Raw genomic sequence first — 18564 nt, 5'->3', positions numbered from 1 at the left:
CGAATATGGGTAGTGCTAGCTCTACCCCGCTACGCTTTCGGACATGCGGCGAAGAAGAAACCACGAGCAGCGGGCGGCGGCGAAGATCCACCAGCTCACCGCGTCGCGACGCAAGATTGCGGAGGCCTACGAGGTGGAACGCCTGCGCATCGAGCGCGACCTGCACGACGGTGCGCAGCAGTACTTCGTGGCCGCGGCGATGAAACTTGGCGAGGCCAGGCTGGATGTCGATTCGCCGCTTCTCGACGACGCCGCCCGCGACCTCCACAACGGCCTCGACGCACTCAGGAGAACCGTGCGCGGCATCCACCCGCGGGAGTTGTCGGATCACGGACTCATCGCCGCAATCGAGACGGCCGCCGCCCAGTACGGCCCGCACGTCACGGTCCGTGCGCCGCACGAGCTGCCGCGTATCGACGGCTCCGTCACCGCCGCCGCCTACTTCTTCACCGCCGAAGCGCTCACCAACGCCGCGAAGCACGCACCCCAAGAACCTGTCAGCGTGCTCGTGACCTGTGACCACACCCTGAACATCTCGGTCACCGACCAGGGCGGCGGCAACGCGCGCATCACCCCCGGCGGTGGGCTCGACGGGATGCAGGAACGAGTCGCGGCGTTCGGCGGCGAGCTGGAACTCCACTCGCCCGACGGCGGGCCAACCACCGTCACCGCCCGTATTCCGTTGCTGTTGTTCCGGGGAGAAAGTGGGATTGCGCCATGAGAATTGTTATCGCGGACGACTCCGCACTGCTGCGGGAAGGCGTCGCCGGCCTACTCACCCGGCGCGGCCACGAGGTTGTGGCGCAGGTGGATAGTGCGGATCGGGTGCAGGGGGTCGTCGATACGCATGCGCCCGACCTGGTGATCACGGACGTGCGCATGCCGCCGAACATGCGCGACGACGGCCTGCAAGCAGCACTGGAGCTGCGCCACCGGGGCCCGGTCAACGTGCTGGTGTTGTCGCAGTACGTCGCGCCCGCCTACGCGCGGGAACTGTTCTCCGGCGGCGACGGCGGCACCGGCTACCTGCTGAAAGACCGCGTCGCCGAGGTGAAAGACTTCATCCAGGCGTGCGAAACCGTGGCGTCCGGCGGGGTGGTCATCGACCCGGACGTGGCCAGCGCGCTCATGGCCGCGAGCTCGCGCTGGCTAACCACGCTCACGCCGCGCGAGATGGAAGTACTCGAACACATGGCGGAGGGCCTGTCCAACGCGCAGATCTCCGAGCAGCTCTACCTCTCCGGCGCTGCGGTGGCGAAGCACGTCTCCAGCATCTTCTCCAAACTGGGGCTCACCCCCGACGAGGACAACCGTCGAGTACGCGCGATCCTGATGTACCTGGCAGAACGTGGAGTTGGGTAGCGTATGCGAAACTGTTACGTATGACTACCGCTTACCACCCCGACGAGCAGTCGGTTGGGCAAACCGCTGCCCGGACTGTCGCGGCCGGGCTCGCCGGCGGCGTGATCGCCCTAGCCGCCTGGTTCGTGCTGCACAAGATCTCGCTGCCGGCGTTCAACACGTCGATGGTGACCAGGTCTTTGGCCACCGCCGCGTCCTTCGTCTGCATCGGCGTCGGCGTCGTTTTGGCCGTGCTGTGGACCAAGGGCAAGAAGCCCTGGATTTCCGCGGCCGTGATGACGTTGGTGCCGGCGGGGCTGGTGGTGTCCTCCATCGGCATACCGCTGGGCGCGACCCGGCTCTACCTGGATGGCATCCAGGTGGACCAAGGCTTCCGCACCCAGTTCCTGTCGCGCATGACGGAGAACCTCGGCCACGCGGACATGGCGTATAAGGATCTGCCCACCTTCTACCCCATGGGCTGGTTCTGGCTGGGCGGGCGCACCGCCAACGTGCTGGGCATGCAGGGCTGGGAGGTGTACCAGCCGTTCGCGATCGCCACGCTGGCGGCGGCAGCGGCGATGCTCACCCCGGTGTGGCGCAGGCTCACCGGCTCGCTGCCCACCGCGCTCGCCATCGCCACCGTGACCACCGCGGTTGTGCTCACGGAGGTGCCGGAGGAGCCGTATGCGGCAGTGGTGGCCATGTTCGTGCCGGCGGCGGCCGTGATGTCGTACCGCGCGGTCAACGGCTCGTGGGCGTCCACCATCGCGCTGGCTGTCTACCTGGGCATTTCCGCCAGCTTCTACACCCTGTTCACCGCCATTGCCGCGCTGACCATGGTGGTGCTGGCCATCATCCACACCTTCACCAAGCGCTCGGTCCAACCGCTGGTGCACCTGCTGGTCACGGGCCTGGGGTCGATGGCCATCGCCGCGATCTCCTGGGGCCCGTACATCTGGCGGGTCATCACCGGCGACGAACCGCTGGAGTCCACCGCGAACCACTTCCTGCCCATCGAGGGCACGTACTTCCCGCTACCGTTCCTGTCGTTCTCGCTGATCGGTCTTTTGTCCATGATCGGCTTGATCTACCTGATTTACAGGATCAAGGAGCCTGAGGTGGCGGCCCTTGGTGCGTCGATAGGCGTGTGCTACCTGTGGGCGCTGGCCTCGATGGCGGTCACCCTGCTGGGCACCTCCCTTTTGGGCTTCCGCCTCGAGGTGCTGATTGTGGCGCTGTTTGCCACCCTCGGCGTGATTGCGATCTCCGAGTTCGGGCTGAACAAGTACACCACCGCCGTCGCCGCGGTCCTCGCGGTGGGCGCGCTGCAGATGGTGCAGAACATCCCGGTGGAAAACGAGGACTACATCGACCAGGCCTACGCCGACACTGACGGCAACGGCGAGCGCGCGGACCGCTTCCCGCCGGACGCGGGCCGCTACTACCAGGAGATGGCCGACTTCATCGAAGAGCACGGCCACATGAAGAACGACGCGGTGATCTACACCGACGAGATCAACTTCATGGCCTTCCAGCCCTTCTACGCGTTCAACGCCTACACCAGCCACTACGCCAACCCGCTGGGCGAGTTCGAGCACCGCAACGACGAGCTGAAGCAGTGGGCGGAGCTCTCCTACGAGGATCCGGAGAAGTTCACCGAGGCGGTGGACAACTCGCAGTGGGAGCCGCCTGTCGCGTTCGTGTTCCGCGACAACGGTAAGGACGGGCTGAAGACCCACATTGCGCACGACATTTACCCGAGCCAGCCGAACGTGCGCTACGAGGGCCTGTTCTTCAACCCAGACGCATTCGAGAAGGACTGGGACCTCGAGCAGTTCGGCCCGTTCGCTGTGGCGGTGAGGAAGTAAGGTGTCCGCTGTGAAAAGAGTCCAGACCACCGCGACTGTCGCGGGTTTGATCGCGTTTGTCCTGCTGTTGCTCGTGCCGTTCCTGCCGGTCAAGCAGACGGAATCCTCGGTGTCGTGGCCGCAGAACGGCTCGGTGGCGTCCGTGAACGCGCCGCTGATTTCGCTGGCGCCGCAGCAGCTCGATGTCACCGTGCCGCTTTCGGCTATCGACGAGCTCCGCGAGGGCCAGTCGCTGCTTCTGGGCACGCTGCCTGAGGGCTCCCCGAAGGCCAGCGACCGCGGCTTCTTTGTCACCTCCCCCGACGGTGGCCTGGTGGTCAGCTCCCTGAACGAGGTGCTGCTGCAGCTCACCCCGGCGCAGGTGGCCAAGCTGCCCGACGATGCGAAGCTCGAGGCCCACCTCGCGCACGACTTAACCACCGTGGAGATCCCGGGCACTGACTACGCCGAGGAGGACGACGAGGAGGATTACCGCCCGCAGCTCACCGGCATCTACACCGAGCTCAAGGATGAGCAGCAGCTTATCGACGCAGGCCTGTCCGCCCACGTCGACATCAACTCCCGCTTCACTTCCCAGCCGACACTGATCAAGACGCTGGCGATGGTGCTCGGCCTGATCAGCGCCCTGATCTCCCTGGCCGCGCTGCGGAAGCTAGATAGACCAGCCCCGCGTCTGCGCCGCCAGGGGCTCAAGCCTCTCGACGGCCTGGTGGCCGCCGTCCTCGGCTTCTGGCACGTCTTCGGCGCCAACACGTCCGACGACGGCTACCTGCTCACCATGGCCCGCGTGGCAGCCAACACGGACTACATGGCCAACTACTACCGCTGGTACGGCGTGCCGGAGGCCCCGTTTGGCTCCCCGTTCTACGACCTGCTCGCGCTGCTGTCGCAGGTGACCACGGCGTCGATGTGGATGCGCCTGCCCGCGCTGTTTGCGGGTCTGGGCACGTGGTGGCTGCTCTCGCGCGAGATCCTGCCGAAGCTCGGCCCCGCCATCGCTAACAGGCGCGTCGCCCACTGGACCGCCGCGCTGGTGTTCCTGGCGTTCTGGCTGCCGTACAACAACGGCACCCGCCCGGAGCCGATCATCGCGTTCGGCCTGATGGCCACGTGGGCGCTGTTCGAGCGCGCCATGGAAACCGACCGCCTGGTCCCCGCCGCGTGGGGCACCGTCGTGGCGGCGCTGACCCTGGCGTGCGGCCCGACCGGTCTCGCCGCGGTGGGCGTGTTCCTGATTTCTTTGCCCTGGGTGTTGGGGACCATTGGGCGTCGAGAGGCAAAGCTCGCTTCTATCGCGCCGTTTATGGGCGCGGGCATGGCTGTGATGGCGCCGGTGTTCAAGGACCAGACGCTGGCGAGCGTGCTGGAGGCGACCGCGGTGCGCTCCGAGGTGGGCCCGGCGATGCACTGGTTCGAGGAGTGGAGCCGCTACTCCGTGCTGTTCGAGCAGACGGTGGACGGCTCGCTGGCGCGCCGCTTCCCCATGTTCGTGCTCTTGCTATGCATCGGCCTGACCCTGTGGTGGTTCGCCCGCGGCGGCGAAAAAACTCGAACCGCGCAGCGCATGATGCTGATCATCGGCTTGTCCACCTTCTTCCTCATGTTCACGCCGACGAAGTGGACGCACCACTTCGGCATCTACGCGGGCCTCGGCGCGGCGATCGCGGCGTACGGCTCGGTGGTGCTCTCGCGGATCGCGCTGCAGTCCAAGCGCAACCGCTCCTTTGCCACGGCTGCGGTGCTGTTCCTGCTGGCCCTGACGCTGGCGGGCTGGAACGGCTGGTGGTACGTGTCCTCCTACGCGGTGCCGTGGTGGGACCGCACCCCGCAGCTGAAGGCCGTGGAGTTCAACACCATCGTCCTGGCCATCGCGCTCGTGGTGTTCGTGGTGGGCGTGGTGCAGTCCATGCGCCCGCCGAAGCCTGTGGACGCCTCACGCTGGGCCGGCGTCATGTCCGCCCCCATCGCCGTGGCGGCGGCGCTGATAGTGGCGCTGTCCTGCCTGACGTTTGTGAAATCTTTCGTCTCCCAGGCTCCGGACTACTCCGTGGGCATGGGCAACGTGCGCACCTTCGCGGGCGAGCGTTGCGCCCAGGGCGCGGACGTCCTGCTGGAGGAGGACACCAACGACGCATTCCTTTCGCCTATCGACGGCGTCCCGCTCGGCCGCTCCTTAGATTCCGGCGACAACCACGGGTTCCACCCCGACGGAGTGCCCGCCTTTATCGCCAGCGAAAACGCCGACACGTCGGACTCGAGCAACCAGCAGGTGCAGTCCGACGACACCGCCGACGTGGACCCGGGCTCCGACGAGGCGCAGTCCACCTCCCGCGTGAACACGCAGGGCAACCGCCCGCGCTCCATGCGCGGCGTGAACGGCTCGACGGTGCGCCTGCCGTTCGGCTTGGACTACACCCGCGTGCCGGTGCTGGGCACGTTCGAGGACGAGCCGACGCAATCCGCCGAGCTGGAGACCTCCTGGTTCGACCTGCCTGAGGTTTCCGAGGAGCGTCCGCTGCTGGTGGCGTCCGTGGCCGGCCGCATCAAGCACCACGACATCAACGGCATCGAGCAGGAGGGCAGCGAGTTGGAGCTGCAGTACGGCCGCAAGACTTCCGGCGGCGTACAGAAGCTCGGCGCGGTGGAGATGCTGGACCAGGGCCCGACCCCGCAGTGGCGCAACCTGCGCTACCCCATCGCTGACCTGCCCGAGGAGGCCGACGTGGTGCGCCTGGTGGCCAAGGACACCTCCCTGGCGGAGAAGGACTGGGTGGCGGTGACCCCGCTGCGCAACCCGAAGCTGGTGGAGCTGAACACCATGTTCGACTCCGAAACCCCGGGGTTGTTGGACTGGACCGTGGCGTTCCAGTACCCCTGCCAGCGCCCCTTCTACCACCACGCCGGCGTGGACGAGATCCCGGAGTACCGCATCATGCCGGATGCCCCGGGCAAGGCGAAGCTGTCCGGCTTCATGGACTTCCTCGGCGGCGGCTCGCTCGCCCCGGTGGAGGCCGTGAACACCTCCTACGAGGTGCCGGGCTACCTCAAGGGCGACTGGCAGCGCGACTGGGGCTCCGTGGCCAAGTACCACCGCCGCACCAACTCCGCCGGCGAGGCGCCGGCGCTGGCGCAGGTGGACCTGGCCGAAACCACCAGGTGGGGCCTGTACACCCCCGGCCCGATGAAGGTGCGCGACCCGGAGGAATAGAAGGTACAATCCCCTCGCTATGAAACTGCCGAAAATCGCCGCCGCCGCTGCCCTGCTGTTGTCCCTGGTAGCCACCCCCGCCCAGGCCCAGGCACAGCAGAGCTGCGCCGCGCATTACCTGGTCGCGGTGCCGGGCGGCGCCAACACGGCAGAGGGCATCCCGGACTATGTGCCGCACGGCGGCAACGTGTTCATGACCGGCGTGCTCACCCGCCTGGGCACCGGCGGGGAGATCCAGCCGCTGTGGGTGTCCTACCGGTCCACCCCGTTTGCCACCTCGGAGTACGAGAAGTCCAAGGCGGGCGGGCTCAAGCGCGCACGCGCCACCGTCAATAAGCTTGCGCGCGCCTGCCCGGACGCGAAGTTCAGCTTCACCGGCTACTCCCTCGGCGCGGACATCGCTGCCACCATCACCAGCGACATCGCCAACGGCCGCGGCCCGATCGAGCCGGAGCGCGTCTCCGGCGTGGCGCTGTTTGCCAACCCGCACCAGGGCGGCAACGGCGCGGTGCTCTCCGCCGGCACGTCCCCGCACTCGCGCGGCTCGCTGGGCTCGCTGCCGGGCGGCTACGGCGTGCTCGGCCCGCGCGTGCTGGAGATCTGCCGCGTCGACGACCTGGTGTGCTCCATGCAGGAATCCCACCGCGGCCTGGTCGCCCCCGCCATGCGCACCAACCTGGCGGCCGGCCGCGTGCCGCTCGCCGAGTTCAACGTGCTGTTCCGCGCGATGGGTTTGAAGTCGCTGGGCATTTTCTCCGACATCGGCTCCCACGGCGGCTACACCTTGGCGCAGCAGCGCGAGGCCTCCAACTGGATCATCGAGCAGTCCCAAGCCCCCATCCAAATTCCCGTTCCGGCGGTAGAGTTGGGGCATGAATGACCTCTTTGAGCTTGTAAACGGCACGTGGGCGAAAACCCACGACATCCCCGCTGACCGGGGCATCGACGGCGCGTTCTACATGCTGCGCGACAAATCCGAAGAAGATGTCCGGGCGATCTTGGAAGACGGCGCCGGTTTGGGCGGCGCCCTGTTTAGGTCCTTCATGGACAACCCCGGCGACATCAGCTCCCTCGACCCGGACCTGGCCAAGATCGAGGTCGCGGACGTCGACGAGTTCGTGCGCGGCCTGGGCGAGCTGGAGCGCGTCGGCGTCGGCGGGCCGGTGAGCTACTGGGTGGAGAAGGACTCGCAGGGCGAGAACTCCGTCGCCTACATCTTCCAGTCCGGCCTGGGGCTGCCGGACGAGGCCTACTACCGCGACGAGGACCACGCGGAGACCCTCGCCGCCTACAAGGCGCACGTGGCGAAGATGCTCGGCTTCCTCGAGCCGAAGTACCTGCAGGGCCTGACTCCTGAGATCGCCGCCGAGCGCATCGTCAACCTGGAGACCCAGCTGGCGGCGAGCCACTGGGACGTGGTCAAGGCGCGCGACGCGGTGGCCACCTATAACCCCACCGACCTTGAGGAGTTGCCGCCTTTGGTGCGCACGCTTCTCGACGCCTCCGGTCTTTCCGGAAAGGTCGTCAACATGATGCCGTCGTTTACTGAGGACCTGGACGGCATGCTGCGCCGGGAAACACTGGCGGACTGGCAGCTGTGGGCCGCGTGGAACATCCTGCGCTCCCGCGCCGGCGTGCTCTCCGAGGAGATCGGCAAGGCCAACTTCGAGTTTTATGGAAAAAAGTTAAGCGGCGCTACCGAGCAGCGCGACCGCTGGAAGCGTGGGGTGGGACTCGCGGAGAGCCTGGTAGGCGAGGATATTGGGCGGAGCTACGTCGATAAGCATTTCCCGCCCTCGTCCAAGGAGAAGATGCTGGAGCTGGTCGAATACCTGATCGCCGCATACCGCTCCCGCATCCAGCAGCTGGAGTGGATGAGCGAGCCGACGAAGCAGCGCGCGCTGGAGAAGCTCGCGCAGTTCAACGCCAAGATCGGCTACCCGGAGAAGTGGCGCAACTACGCGGGCCTGGAGTTCGGCGAGGACCTGGTGGAGAATGTCCGCCGCGGCGCCGCGTTCGAGCACGACTACCAGCTGTCCAAGATCGGCAAGGCCTCCGACCGGCAGGAATGGGTGTCTTCCCCGCAGACGGTCAACGCGTTTTACAACCCGGTGGTCAACGACATCACCTTCCCCGCCGCGATCCTGCAGCCGCCGTTCTTCGACCCGGACGCTGACGCCGCGGAGAACTTCGGCGCGATCGGCGCGGTAATCGGCCACGAGATCGGCCACGGCTTCGACGACCAGGGCTCGCGTTACGACGGGCTGGGCAACCTCAACTCCTGGTGGACCGACGAGGACCGCGCCAACTTTGAGGCCCTGACCGCCAAGCTGGTCGGCCAGTTCAACGGCCTGGTGCCGTCGGTGCTGGAGGGCACGAAGACGAAGGGCGTCAACGGCGAGTTCACCCTGGGCGAGAACATCGGCGACCTCGGCGGCCTGGGCATCGCCGTGGTGGCGTACAAGAAGTACCTGGAGGACAACGGCATCGACGACGAAAAACCCCAGCAGTTCGGCGACCTAAACTCTGAGTACACCGGCTTCCAGCGCCTGTTCCTGGCGTGGGCGCGGGTGTGGCGCTCCAAGGCTCGCCCGGAGATGGCCTCGCAGCTGCTCGCCATCGACCCGCACGCGCCGAACGAGTTCCGCTGCAACGTCATCGCCGCGAACATCGCCGAGTTCTACGAGGCGTTCGAGGTGGAGCAGGGCTCCACGATGTGGATCGACCCCGAGGACAGGGTGACGATTTGGTAGAGCACATCAACGAGCAGGGCGACCCGAACTTCAACGTCGGCGGCATCAAACGCGACATGCCGCCGGAGCTGCAGCTGGAGCAGCTGGCGTCCTACATGCACGCCACGTACGAGGACGGGCCGAACTATCTGGCCCTGCTGCCGGACCGCATCACGCACGCCGCGATGCTCATGCTCGGATCCGCCGTCGACCACGCCCTACCAGCCACGAAGTGGGCCGACGGGGTCACGGTGGAGTCCCACGAGCTGGGCACTGTGTTCCGCCCGTCGGAGCCGAACGGCAGGTGGGCAGTCTCGCTTTGGGACGGCCCCGCCAACGCCAAAGACATGCTCTGGCGCCCGGACGTCGCCGCCGCCGCGGAGCTGTCCGGCACCACGATCTTGGACGTGGACTCAGTGGCAGATGCTGCGAAGGCAGTTGAATTGGTCGGCGCCGAAGTGGTGTGGGCGCTTGGAGACGTAGCGTTGCCGCAGGCAGACCGCTACATCGTCACCTTCCCCACCACTCAGCCCTCAGTGGACGGGTTGATCCAGGTCAGGGCCAGCTCAAACCTCGAGGGCACCGAGTACCACGCCGACGGGTTCATCTCCACGCCGGCGGAGATCCGCCGCCGGGTCAAGGACGCCGCCGACGCCCTCTAGCCCAGCACGGAGTCGGCTTCGTCGACCTCGTCGAAGGTGGGGTCGTCAACCTCGGAGAGGAAGAACTGGGCGCCGTTGGCGTCGTGCACGCCGGCAGTCCCATTTTCAGGCCCGAACTCGACCCCGCCGCCGAGGTTTTCCACCTGTGTGCAGGCCGCGTCCACGTCGCGCACGCCGAAGTAGCTGAACCACTGGGCGTGCTCGCCGACGTACATGCCCAAAAACGGCGCGCCGTCCTCCACCGCGATGAAGTAGCCGTCTTCCTCGCGGATCTCCCAGTCGAAGAGTTCTCCGTAGAAGTCGATGGCGTCCATGCTCGGCGCGGAGTACTCGTACCACACCGGCACACCCGGCTCACCTGCGGCGAGGAAGCGCTCCTCCGGATCCTTCAGCCCGAACAGGCCGCCGGCCGGGTCCTGGCACAGGGTCACGGTCTCGTCCGAGCTGAGCACCTTGCCGCCCAGCTTCTCCACGTTCTCCGGGCTGCCGATGAACGACGTCACCCACATGTCCATCTGCGCCGGCACGATGCCGGCCACCGGCAGGCCCTCCTTGCGGGCAGTGCCGTCCACGATCTCCCAGCCCAGAAGCTGGGAGTAGAAGTGGGTGGACTTGAGCTGGTTCTGGGTGACCAGGTCCTGCCAGAACGGCATGCCTTCCCTGCCTTCGAATGCGGGCATTACAGGTTCCTCCACTTCTCGGGGTCGAAGTCGTCGTTGGCGGTGCGTTCGTCGAAGTAGTCGCCGTCGTCGCCGTCGACTACTACCGTGGCTGAATCTGCGCCAAGGCCGACGGTATCGCCGTCGATAAGCGAGTGCCCCCTCGAGGTGACCACCTCGTTGTTGACGGTGACCTCGCCAGCGCTGATGGCCTCCTTGGCGTGGCCGCCGGATTCTGCGAGGTTGGCCAGTTTGAGAAATTGTCCGAGTTTGATCGTGTCGCCGGAAATGGGCACGTCGATATGCATAGCGGTTAGTCTAAGGCATGCGAAGAATCTGGGCGTTTACCCTGCCTCTCCTGCTTGTTGGCTGTGTACAGGAGGAGCCGGAAGTCGTCGAAGAAGAGTCCACCGTGACCATCCGTTCCGTCGGCGACATCCTGGTCCACTCCGACGTGTACACCACCGCGCGCACGGACACCGGCTTCGACTTCTCGGGCATGTTCGACCCGGTCAGGGTATACATGCAGGACGCGGACATCACCACCGCAAACATGGAGGTCCCGGTCGCCGGCGAGGAGTTCGGGCTGTCCGGATACCCCCAATTCAACGCCCCGCCCGAGATCATCGATGCACTCGCCGGAGCAGGCGTGGACATCGTCAACAACGCTACGAACCACTCGATGGACAGGGGTGACGGGGGCGTGGTGGCGTCGACAGGCAACATGCGCGAGCGCGGCATGCTGTATACCGGCAGTTACGCCTCTGAGCAGGACAAATCCGTCCCCCGCATCATCGAGGTCAACGGCATCACCGTCGGCTTCCTCGGCTTCACTTACGGCACCAACGGCCTGCCGGTTGAGCAGGAGCATTTTGCATCGCTTATCGACGACACCCTGGCCGCCCAAGTCGCCGCCCTCGATTCACAGGTCGACGTCGCGGTGGTGATGCTGCACATGGGCGACGAATATGCGCCCCTGCCCAATGAGTTCCAGGAGGAGACTGCCGCGACTGCTTTGGACGCCGGCGCTGACCTGGTGCTCGGCGGGCACCCGCACGTGGTGGAGCCGTTTGCCGGGCCCGTCTGGTACTCCCACGGCAACTTCCTGCACGGCCAGTGGGAGGAGCCGACCAAGGTCGGCGGAATCGGCGAGTTCACGTTTAGCGGCGCCCGGTTCATGCCCACCTACACCGTCGGCCCGCCGATCAGCTACGACCACCACGTCATCCCGCTCGTGGAGGCCGCCGACTACCTGGATGTTCATAAATGGATGGCGGACCTGCGCGAACGCCTCAACGTCGAGGTCGTGGACTACCTCTAGCGTTCCGCCTGGTCCACCGGCATGATGCTCATCGTGTCGATGTTCACGTGCGCCGGCAGGCTTGCCACCCACCGCACCGCTTCGGCGATGTCGTCCGCGGTGAGGTTCTGTTTGCCCTCGTAGACCTTGCTCGCGCGCTCCTCGTCGCCTTTGAATCTGTTCAGTGAGAAGTCCGTCTTCACCCGGCCGGGGTCGATCTCGCACACGCGGATGTCGTTCTCCGCCTCCTCGCGCCGAAAAGCCCTGGTCACACCACGGAGTCCGTGCTTGGCCGCGTTGTAGCCGGAGCCGCCCTTGTACGCGTCCGTGCCAGCCACCGAACCGATGTTGACCACCAGGCCTTTCGACGCTTTGAGCTGCGGGTACAGCGCGCGGGTGACGCGCATCGTGCCCATCACGTTGGTCTGGAACATCCACTCCCAGTCCGCGTCGTCCGCGTCGCGCAGAAAGTCCAGCTCCTTCGCGCCGCCGGCGTTGTTGACCAGCAGGTCCACGCGTTCAAGAGCTGCAAGCTTCTCGACGCTCTCCCGGTCGACCACGTCCAACTCCATCGCCACCCCACCGATTTCGTCCGCGATTTGCTGGCACTTCTCCAGGCGCCGCGCCGCCACCACGACCTTCCAGCCGTCCTTGGCCAGCGCCCTGCAGGTCGCTTCCCCGATGCCTGCCGATCCGCCAGTGACTACTGCTACCTTCTGCTCGCTCATGAGCCGAAGTGTAGGCCCTCCCACAGCATCCAGATGCTAATGCGATGAAGATGCTGCCCGTGATGACGTCGATAAGCTTGCTGTACCTGGTGATCAGCTGCGACATTGCTTGGACTGCCAGCGCAAAGCCCACGAACCAGATGGTGCCGGTGACGACCATGACCGGTGCTGCGACCCACCCGAGGTGCGCGAACTGGGCGAAGATGGCGCCGAAGAAGAGGATCGCCTTCGGGTTGGACAGGTTGGTGAGCAGGCCCGTGAGCAGCGGCCTTGGCACCTGTTGCGTGGCGGGGATTTCCGGGTCGGAGGCGCGGATGGCGCCGATGCCCATCCACAGCAGGTAGGCGCCGCCCACGATCTGCAGCACTGACAGGACCTGCGGAAACGCCTGGATCAGCGCGCTTAACCCCGCCAGGGACGCCACAATCCAGATGGTGTTGCCGAGCATGATGCCTAGCGCGCACATCACGCCGGCTCTACGGTCCTTTGACCCCACGCGGATGATCTGCACGAGGTCCGGGCCGGGGCTCGCGATCGCCGCCAGCCACACGCCGAGTAGCGCAATCATGTCGCCTCCATTTGCCGCATGGTGATGTTCAGCCGGCCTTCGAGCAGGTCGGACGTGCCTCTTCTTGCGCCGAGCACGCCGTGTTTCGCCCTCCTGGCTGGACCGCCAAAGACTACCACGTCGCCGGACAGCAGCAGCGTATCGCGCCCTGCAATGCGGAAGATCGTGTCCTGGCCGAATGACAGGCTGACCACCGCGTTTTCGGAATCTTCCTCCGCGTCCACGTGCTGCCCCATGCCCTTACCCGGCGGGTAGAAGTTCACCAGCGCCGTCTCGATCCTCGGGGTCGGACCGACAAGCGGGTCTATTTCCCGCGCCTTCGCCATGACGTTATCCGCGATGACCTGGAAGTTCTCCGGGATCTGCGGCACCGGGTGGCCGTCGACCTCCCTGACCAGGCGGTACGGGTTCGTTGCCCAGAACCAGCCCAGCGAGAGCAGCCAGGCATCCATTTGGCCGTGGCCGACCTTTGGACGCCGCATAGCAACTGGCGTCCCCGCCGCCTTCCTGGCCAGCTCGCGCGCTTGGTTGACCAGTTCCTCCTGCTCGGCCGGCGTGAAAAAGGCAGGCAAATGGACCGCACCAGGGATGATGCGGGCGGGCGGCCGCGGAATGACGAGCACGGGAATAATGTAGCGCATCCGCGCGACGCGTTCGAATAGGTGAGTGTTTTTTATTTTCTTTTTCCTGGCACACCCCTTGACAGTCGTTCGTGTGTGCTATATTCTGGAGCGTACCACGACGAGAGGGGCGACAGTGAGAACCGCCACCACAGCACCGAAAAAATTCCGTAACCAGCGAGAACACGACCCGGATAGCGAATGCGCCCAGGCCATCCGGGACACGTATTGGACCATGTTTGGGCACTACTCGTACCCCGGTTTCGACGTCGATGATTTCGACGCCACAGTGACCCAACTGCAGCTCGCCACCGGTTGGAACAAGGGGTTTGTCAAGAACGCGATCCTCGGGCACGCCGTGCTGCAGGACCTCCCGCGCCTGCGCGAGCTGCAGCAGGAAACGCGCGTGATGGATGTGGGGCACTTGACCGCGGTCTACACCGCGATCGAGGAGCTGGGTCCGGATGTGGACAAGGAAGCACTCTTGCATATCGACGGCATCCTGTTCGACACCTTCACCCCAACCCGCCACGACCAGGCAGTTCCCCAGCGCAAGACCGTCACGGACCGCATCCGTGCCGCGATCAAACGAATGGATAAGAGCCGCGCCTACGACAAGCGGAAGCGCGAAGACCGCGAACAGGACGACGCGGAGACGTTCGGCGTCCACGAGTACCGCGACCGGGCGATCGTGCAGCTGGACACCAATTCCCTGGACGGCCGGAGGATCCAGGCGAACGTCGCCGAAGTCGCGCGCGAGCTCGGCATCAGCACGGCCGACGCGGCAATCAAGCTGCTGTCCGGCGAGGCGATCGGCATCGAGGTGACTCCGGTGCTGAACATCTACGCCCCGAAGAACCGCGCGATCAGCGGCCCAGTCTACCTCCCCGGCAGCGGTTGGACGACGCCGGAGGCCACCTCCGCGTTCGAAGACTGGTTGGCAAAAACGTTCCCCGTCACGCGCGATCTGGAGAAAGAGGGCGAAAAGGTGCTGCAGGGCTACGGCCCCGGCGAGGGCATGCGCCACGCCGTGTACGCCCGCAACCGCACCTGCATCTACCCGGAGTGCAACCGTCCCGCCGAGCAGTGCCAGCTGGACCACCGCATCCCCTACGAGGAGGGCGGCCGCACCGAGGTGGACAACCTGTTCCCCCTGTGCCAGCACCACCACAACATGAAGACCGACCGCCGGATTTTCTACATCCCCGACCCCTACTCCGGCGACATCATCTGGCTATTCGCCGACGGCACCTATGTCGTCACCGCCGAAGAAGGCCTGTTGCGCGACCAGATCACACCGTTTAACCCGCGGTGGCAGTCCAGCATGTCCGCCGTTCGCAAGAACCGGGCCAAGGCAGCGGAGTTCTTCGCCAAAGGCCACAAAATCCTGGACACCTTCGACCAGGACTTGGACCTCGAACAGGCCACCGCCGCGATCGAGGACCTGGAGCAGGAATACGGCATGAAGTTCGGGTTCACCCCAGAGATGCCGTACGTGGAACCCTTGCCCGAAGAACCGGTTGACGCCCCATTCCCCGACCCGGAGGAGGACCACTAACGCAGGTAGAACTTGTCCACCACCTCGTACTTCGGGCCGCCACTTCGGCCCTTGCCCAGGTGCGACTCCAGCAGCAGCACTTCATCGGCCGCGAATTCGGGGCCGGTGTAGATGGCGAGGGCGTGGGCGTGATCGTCGAGAAGCCATGGGTCCCTTGTGCGAGTGCCGGTCCGCGCGACGGTGAGGTGCGCGCGCTGGCGACGGCGCATGTCCGGGTCGAGCTGGCAGTCCGCCATCAGGTCTTTCAGCGGTGCCTTGTCGCCGCCGACCCCGATCCACATGGTGCGCCGATCAAAACACCCGGCTCCTCGGAGGTGCAACCTCAGGGGCCGGGTGAAGGCGGTGGCTTGGGCCAGGTGGTCGGTGACCGCGGCGGCGTCGTTGGGCTGTGACCCGTAGAAGGCGACCGTAATGTGCCAGTTGTCGGGGTCGGCCCAGCGCACTTCTGTGCCCGAGAAGTCGCGGATGGGCCGCAGGGCGGTGATGAGGTGTTCGCGAACATCGGCCGGAGGGACGATCGCTGCGAAGAGGCGTCTCATGGCCCACACGCTACCCTTAATTGCCATGTTTGACCTCGCGAAAATCGGACGGGATTTGCCTGTGTCGCGCGTCATCGACCAGCTGCCGGACACAGGCCCCCTGGTGGTGGAGGCGCCGCCCGGCACGGGCAAGACCACGCTGGTGCCGCCGGCGATCGCGAACAAGGTGGGAAAAACGCTGGTCACGGCCCCCAGGAGGGTGGCGGTGCGGTCCGCGGCGCACAGGCTCGCGCAGCTCAGCGACAGCGCCAAGGTCGGCTACAGCATCCGCGGCGAGCACAAGGACGGCGAGCTGGTCGAATTTGTCACGCCGGGTGTGCTGCTGAACCGCTTGCTCAAGGACCCCGGCCTCGAGGGCGTCAACGCGGTGGTGATCGACGAGGTGCACGAGCGCCAGCTGGACACCGACCTGGTGTTGGCGATGTGCATGGAGGTCGCCCTGTTGCGCGATGACCTGTACCTCGCCGCCATGTCTGCCACCCTCGACGCCAAAAAGTTCGCCGACCACATGGGTGCGCAGATCCTCTCCACGGAGGCGGTGACGCACCCGCTGGACATCCAGTACGCCCCGCACGCGGAAAGGATTCAGGGGACGAGGGAGTTTTATCGTCACGTCGCGGCCCAGACCGACAGCGAGCACCGGACGCTCGTGTTCGTGCCCGGGGTGCGCGAGGTGGACCTGGTGTGCGGGTTCCTGGATGACGCGAAGCCGCTCCACGGCCGCCAGACCAGCAAGGAGCAGGACGAAGCCTTGAGGGGCGACAACCGGGTGGTGCTGGCGACGTCGGTGGCGGAGTCGTCGATAACTGTGCCGGGTGTGCGCAAGGTGGTGGACGCCGGGCTGTCCAGGGTGCCCAAGCGCGACAACAGGGGCATGACGGGCCTGGTCACGGTCTCGGAGGCGAAGACCAGCGCCGACCAGCGGGCGGGCCGCGCGGGCCGCGAGGGCCCCGGCGAGGTGGTGCGCGTCTTCTCCCGCGACGAATACGCGAAAATGCAGCCGGACATCACCCCGGAAATCCTCACCGCGGACCTCACCAGCGCGCTGCTGACCATGAAGGCGTGGGGGTCGCCGGACTTACCGCTTATCGACGAACCAAAGGACCTCACCGAAGCCGAAACCAACCTCGAGCAGCTCGGGGCGACACGAAACGGCACAATCACGGACTTCGGCAAGAAACTGGCGAGCCTGCCCCTGGACCCAAGACTCGGCGCGGCGCTTTTGGAGTGGGGAGCCCAAGCGGCGCCGACCGTGGCACGACTTGCGGGAGAGACGCACGCAAAAAAGCTGCGCAGGCTGGTGCCGGACAAGGGACCGGTAGACCCGGGCGAGGTGATCGCGAGTGCTTTCCCGCAGTGGATAGCCAAGAAGGTGGGCGAGGAATACCAGCTGGCGTCCGGCACAAGGGCGAAGTTCAACTCGAACGCCGAGTGGATCGCGGCCGCGGAGGTGCAACGGACGAACAGTGGCGCGACTATTCGGGAGGCGGAGCCGATCGCGTTCCCGGAGCACCGCGTGGTGGAGGAAAAGGTGGCCTACCTGGAGGACGGCAAGGTCAGGGGCAGGAAGGTGGCCAGAATTGGTGCGATCGAGCTCAGCTCCACGCCGGTCAAACTCACCCCGGACGAGGCGGCGGAGGCGCTGACGGACGTGGACTTCGCCAGCTTCCCGCTGACCAAGGAGGAGCAGCACCTAAAAGAGCGGCTGGACTTCCTGCACGAGACTCTGGGTTGGCCGGATGTCAGCCAGGGCGATTATTCGCCGGAGGTGCGTGGGGTGGCCGAAGGTGCGTCGATAGGCAGTTGCGACATGAGGCAGGCGATGCTGCGCCAACTGGATTGGCAGCAGGTGGCGGAGCTGGATGCGGCGGCGCCGAAGGAGTACCAGTACGACAGTGGCAGGCCGGTGAAGCGCGTGAAGCTGCAGCACATGTTCGGCCAAAGGGGGCAGACGGTCTCGGGCGTGAAGGTGTTGTACCACCTGCTCTCCCCCGCCGGGCGCCCGCTCGCGGTGACGGACGACCTGGATAGCTTCTGGGAAGGGCCGTACCAGCAGGTGCGCAAGGAGATGCGGGGCCGCTACCCCAAGCACGCGTGGCCGGAGGACCCTACTGGCACTGGGAAATGATGGCGCCGGCACCGGCGAGACCCGCGGCGGCGAGAATGGCGGCGATGCCCATGTCCACGTCCCTGGAGTTGAGGTCGCGGAGCTTCACGTCTAACTGGAACGGAATGCCGTCCACCTGCAGCTGCAGGTGGTTCTGGCGCGCCACGAACGGGATGCTCATCTGGGACGCGAACCCGAGCGGCAGCAGCACCAGCAGCGGCAGGCCGACGCCGAGGGCGGTGGCGGAGCAGCGGTGGGAGACCTCCGGGGCGTACTGGACAAACGCGTCGATGACGGCGCCTTCCTGGGACGCCTCATCCTCGGTCTCAGTTCCCACGGTGACGTGGACGGGGAAGACCTGGGTGGTCTCGTCCGAAAACGTCGCGGTCACCGGCCACTCGTACACACCGGGGGTAATGTCCTCCCCCGGTTCGAGGCGGATGGTGCCGTCTGGTGTGATCATCGCCCAGCTAGGCATGGAGTCCGCCTCGTACCACGCCGCGCCGCGCGGCAGCGGGGGCTCGACGGTGGCGGTCAGCCCCGGAACCACGGTGGTGGGCTCGTACCCATCCTCGGCCTGAGCTGGGGAAACGGACGCGCAGACGAGCGCGATCGCGCTCGTGAGTGCAATAAGTTTGGTGCGCATTTCTACGGTTCCCTCAGTTGTAGAT

At 66.0% G+C, this 18564-nt stretch carries 16 protein-coding genes and 1 pseudogene; 10 read left to right on the top strand and 7 right to left on the bottom strand.

Annotated features, from left to right (window positions below; translation table 11 throughout):
* Positions 1-43: 43 nt before the first annotated feature.
* From ACX1NL_RS00450 to ACX1NL_RS00420, 7 genes are read left to right on the top strand one after another with little or no spacing between them, the layout of a single operon-like run.
* Entirely contained in the window at positions 44-721 is a 678-nt protein-coding gene (locus tag ACX1NL_RS00450) for a sensor histidine kinase (RefSeq protein ID WP_458898335.1), read from the top strand.
* Positions 718-1362 carry a response regulator transcription factor gene (locus ACX1NL_RS00445; protein ID WP_392398649.1) on the top strand — a complete coding sequence of 215 codons (645 nt, stop codon included), beginning with the start codon at positions 718-720 and terminating at the stop codon, positions 1360-1362. The genes ACX1NL_RS00450 and ACX1NL_RS00445 overlap by 4 nt, the downstream gene beginning before the upstream one ends.
* Positions 1363-1382: 20 nt before the next feature.
* Positions 1383-3212, top strand: a complete 1830-nt coding sequence (locus tag ACX1NL_RS00440) for an arabinofuranosyltransferase (RefSeq protein WP_458898334.1) — start codon at positions 1383-1385, stop codon at positions 3210-3212.
* A 10-nt stretch (positions 3213-3222) separates the two neighbouring features.
* Entirely contained in the window at positions 3223-6420 is a 3198-nt protein-coding gene (locus ACX1NL_RS00435) for an arabinosyltransferase domain-containing protein (RefSeq protein WP_458898333.1), read from the top strand.
* 19 nt (positions 6421-6439) lie between these two features.
* On the top strand, positions 6440-7300 hold the full coding sequence (locus tag ACX1NL_RS00430; RefSeq protein WP_458898332.1) for a cutinase family protein: 861 nt from the start codon (positions 6440-6442) through the stop codon (positions 7298-7300).
* Positions 7293-9173 (top strand): M13 family metallopeptidase, encoded by a 1881-nt coding sequence (locus tag ACX1NL_RS00425; RefSeq protein WP_458898331.1) that lies wholly within the window; start codon positions 7293-7295, stop codon positions 9171-9173. The genes ACX1NL_RS00430 and ACX1NL_RS00425 overlap by 8 nt, the downstream gene beginning before the upstream one ends.
* On the top strand, positions 9167-9814 hold the full coding sequence (locus tag ACX1NL_RS00420) for a hypothetical protein (protein WP_458898330.1): 648 nt from the start codon (positions 9167-9169) through the stop codon (positions 9812-9814). Before ACX1NL_RS00425 ends, ACX1NL_RS00420 begins: the two co-directional genes overlap by 7 nt.
* Here the strand turns inward: ACX1NL_RS00420 and ACX1NL_RS00415 are convergent.
* A complete protein-coding gene (locus tag ACX1NL_RS00415) occupies positions 9811-10494 on the bottom strand; it encodes a VOC family protein (protein WP_239306474.1) in 684 nt (227 codons plus the stop codon). The two genes, ACX1NL_RS00420 and ACX1NL_RS00415, sit on opposite strands and share 4 nt — an antisense overlap.
* Positions 10494-10781 carry an RNA-binding S4 domain-containing protein gene (locus ACX1NL_RS00410; RefSeq protein WP_269951670.1) on the bottom strand — a complete coding sequence of 96 codons (288 nt, stop codon included), beginning with the start codon at positions 10779-10781 and terminating at the stop codon, positions 10494-10496. The genes ACX1NL_RS00415 and ACX1NL_RS00410 overlap by 1 nt, the downstream gene beginning before the upstream one ends.
* 17 nt (positions 10782-10798) lie before the next feature.
* On the opposite strand from ACX1NL_RS00410, the gene ACX1NL_RS00405 reads away from it, so the two are divergent.
* Complete coding sequence (locus ACX1NL_RS00405) at positions 10799-11794, top strand: CapA family protein (protein WP_458898329.1); 996 nt, start codon at positions 10799-10801, stop codon at positions 11792-11794.
* Here the strand turns inward: ACX1NL_RS00405 and ACX1NL_RS00400 are convergent.
* The 3 genes and pseudogenes from ACX1NL_RS00400 to ACX1NL_RS00390 form a co-directional block, all read right to left on the bottom strand.
* Positions 11791-12501, bottom strand: a complete 711-nt coding sequence (locus ACX1NL_RS00400; RefSeq protein WP_239306476.1) for an SDR family oxidoreductase — start codon at positions 12499-12501, stop codon at positions 11791-11793. The two genes, ACX1NL_RS00405 and ACX1NL_RS00400, sit on opposite strands and share 4 nt — an antisense overlap.
* 94 nt (positions 12502-12595) lie before the next feature.
* Positions 12596-13069, bottom strand: a pseudogene (locus tag ACX1NL_RS00395) (LysE family translocator); the annotation flags it as partial.
* The gene (locus ACX1NL_RS00390) at positions 13066-13641 is read right to left on the bottom strand and encodes an alpha-ketoglutarate-dependent dioxygenase AlkB (RefSeq protein WP_458898328.1); all 576 of its coding nucleotides are present in this window, start codon (positions 13639-13641) and stop codon (positions 13066-13068) included. The pseudogene ACX1NL_RS00395 and the gene ACX1NL_RS00390, both read right to left, overlap by 4 nt.
* Positions 13642-13924: 283 nt before the next feature.
* On the opposite strand from ACX1NL_RS00390, the gene ACX1NL_RS00385 reads away from it, so the two are divergent.
* Positions 13925-15247, top strand: coding sequence for an HNH endonuclease signature motif containing protein (locus ACX1NL_RS00385; protein WP_458898327.1), 1323 nt, complete (start codon positions 13925-13927; stop codon positions 15245-15247).
* Here ACX1NL_RS00385 and thpR read toward each other — a convergent pair.
* Positions 15244-15786 (bottom strand): RNA 2',3'-cyclic phosphodiesterase, encoded by a 543-nt coding sequence (gene thpR / locus ACX1NL_RS00380; RefSeq protein WP_239306480.1) that lies wholly within the window; start codon positions 15784-15786, stop codon positions 15244-15246. The genes ACX1NL_RS00385 and thpR overlap by 4 nt on opposite strands.
* 25 nt (positions 15787-15811) lie before the next feature.
* On the opposite strand from thpR, the gene ACX1NL_RS00375 reads away from it, so the two are divergent.
* Positions 15812-17914, top strand: a complete 2103-nt coding sequence (locus ACX1NL_RS00375) for an ATP-dependent RNA helicase (protein WP_458898326.1) — start codon at positions 15812-15814, stop codon at positions 17912-17914.
* On the opposite strand, the gene ACX1NL_RS00370 is transcribed toward ACX1NL_RS00375, so the two are convergent.
* Positions 17895-18539 (bottom strand): Rib/alpha-like domain-containing protein, encoded by a 645-nt coding sequence (locus tag ACX1NL_RS00370; protein WP_458898325.1) that lies wholly within the window; start codon positions 18537-18539, stop codon positions 17895-17897. The genes ACX1NL_RS00375 and ACX1NL_RS00370 overlap by 20 nt on opposite strands.
* Between the last annotated feature and the right edge of the window lie 25 nt (positions 18540-18564).

Source organism: Corynebacterium sp. CQ3829_602738 (assembly GCF_054478435.1).
The sequence above is the reverse complement of the archived record's forward strand: the minus strand, read 5'-3'. Positions and strand labels throughout refer to the sequence as shown.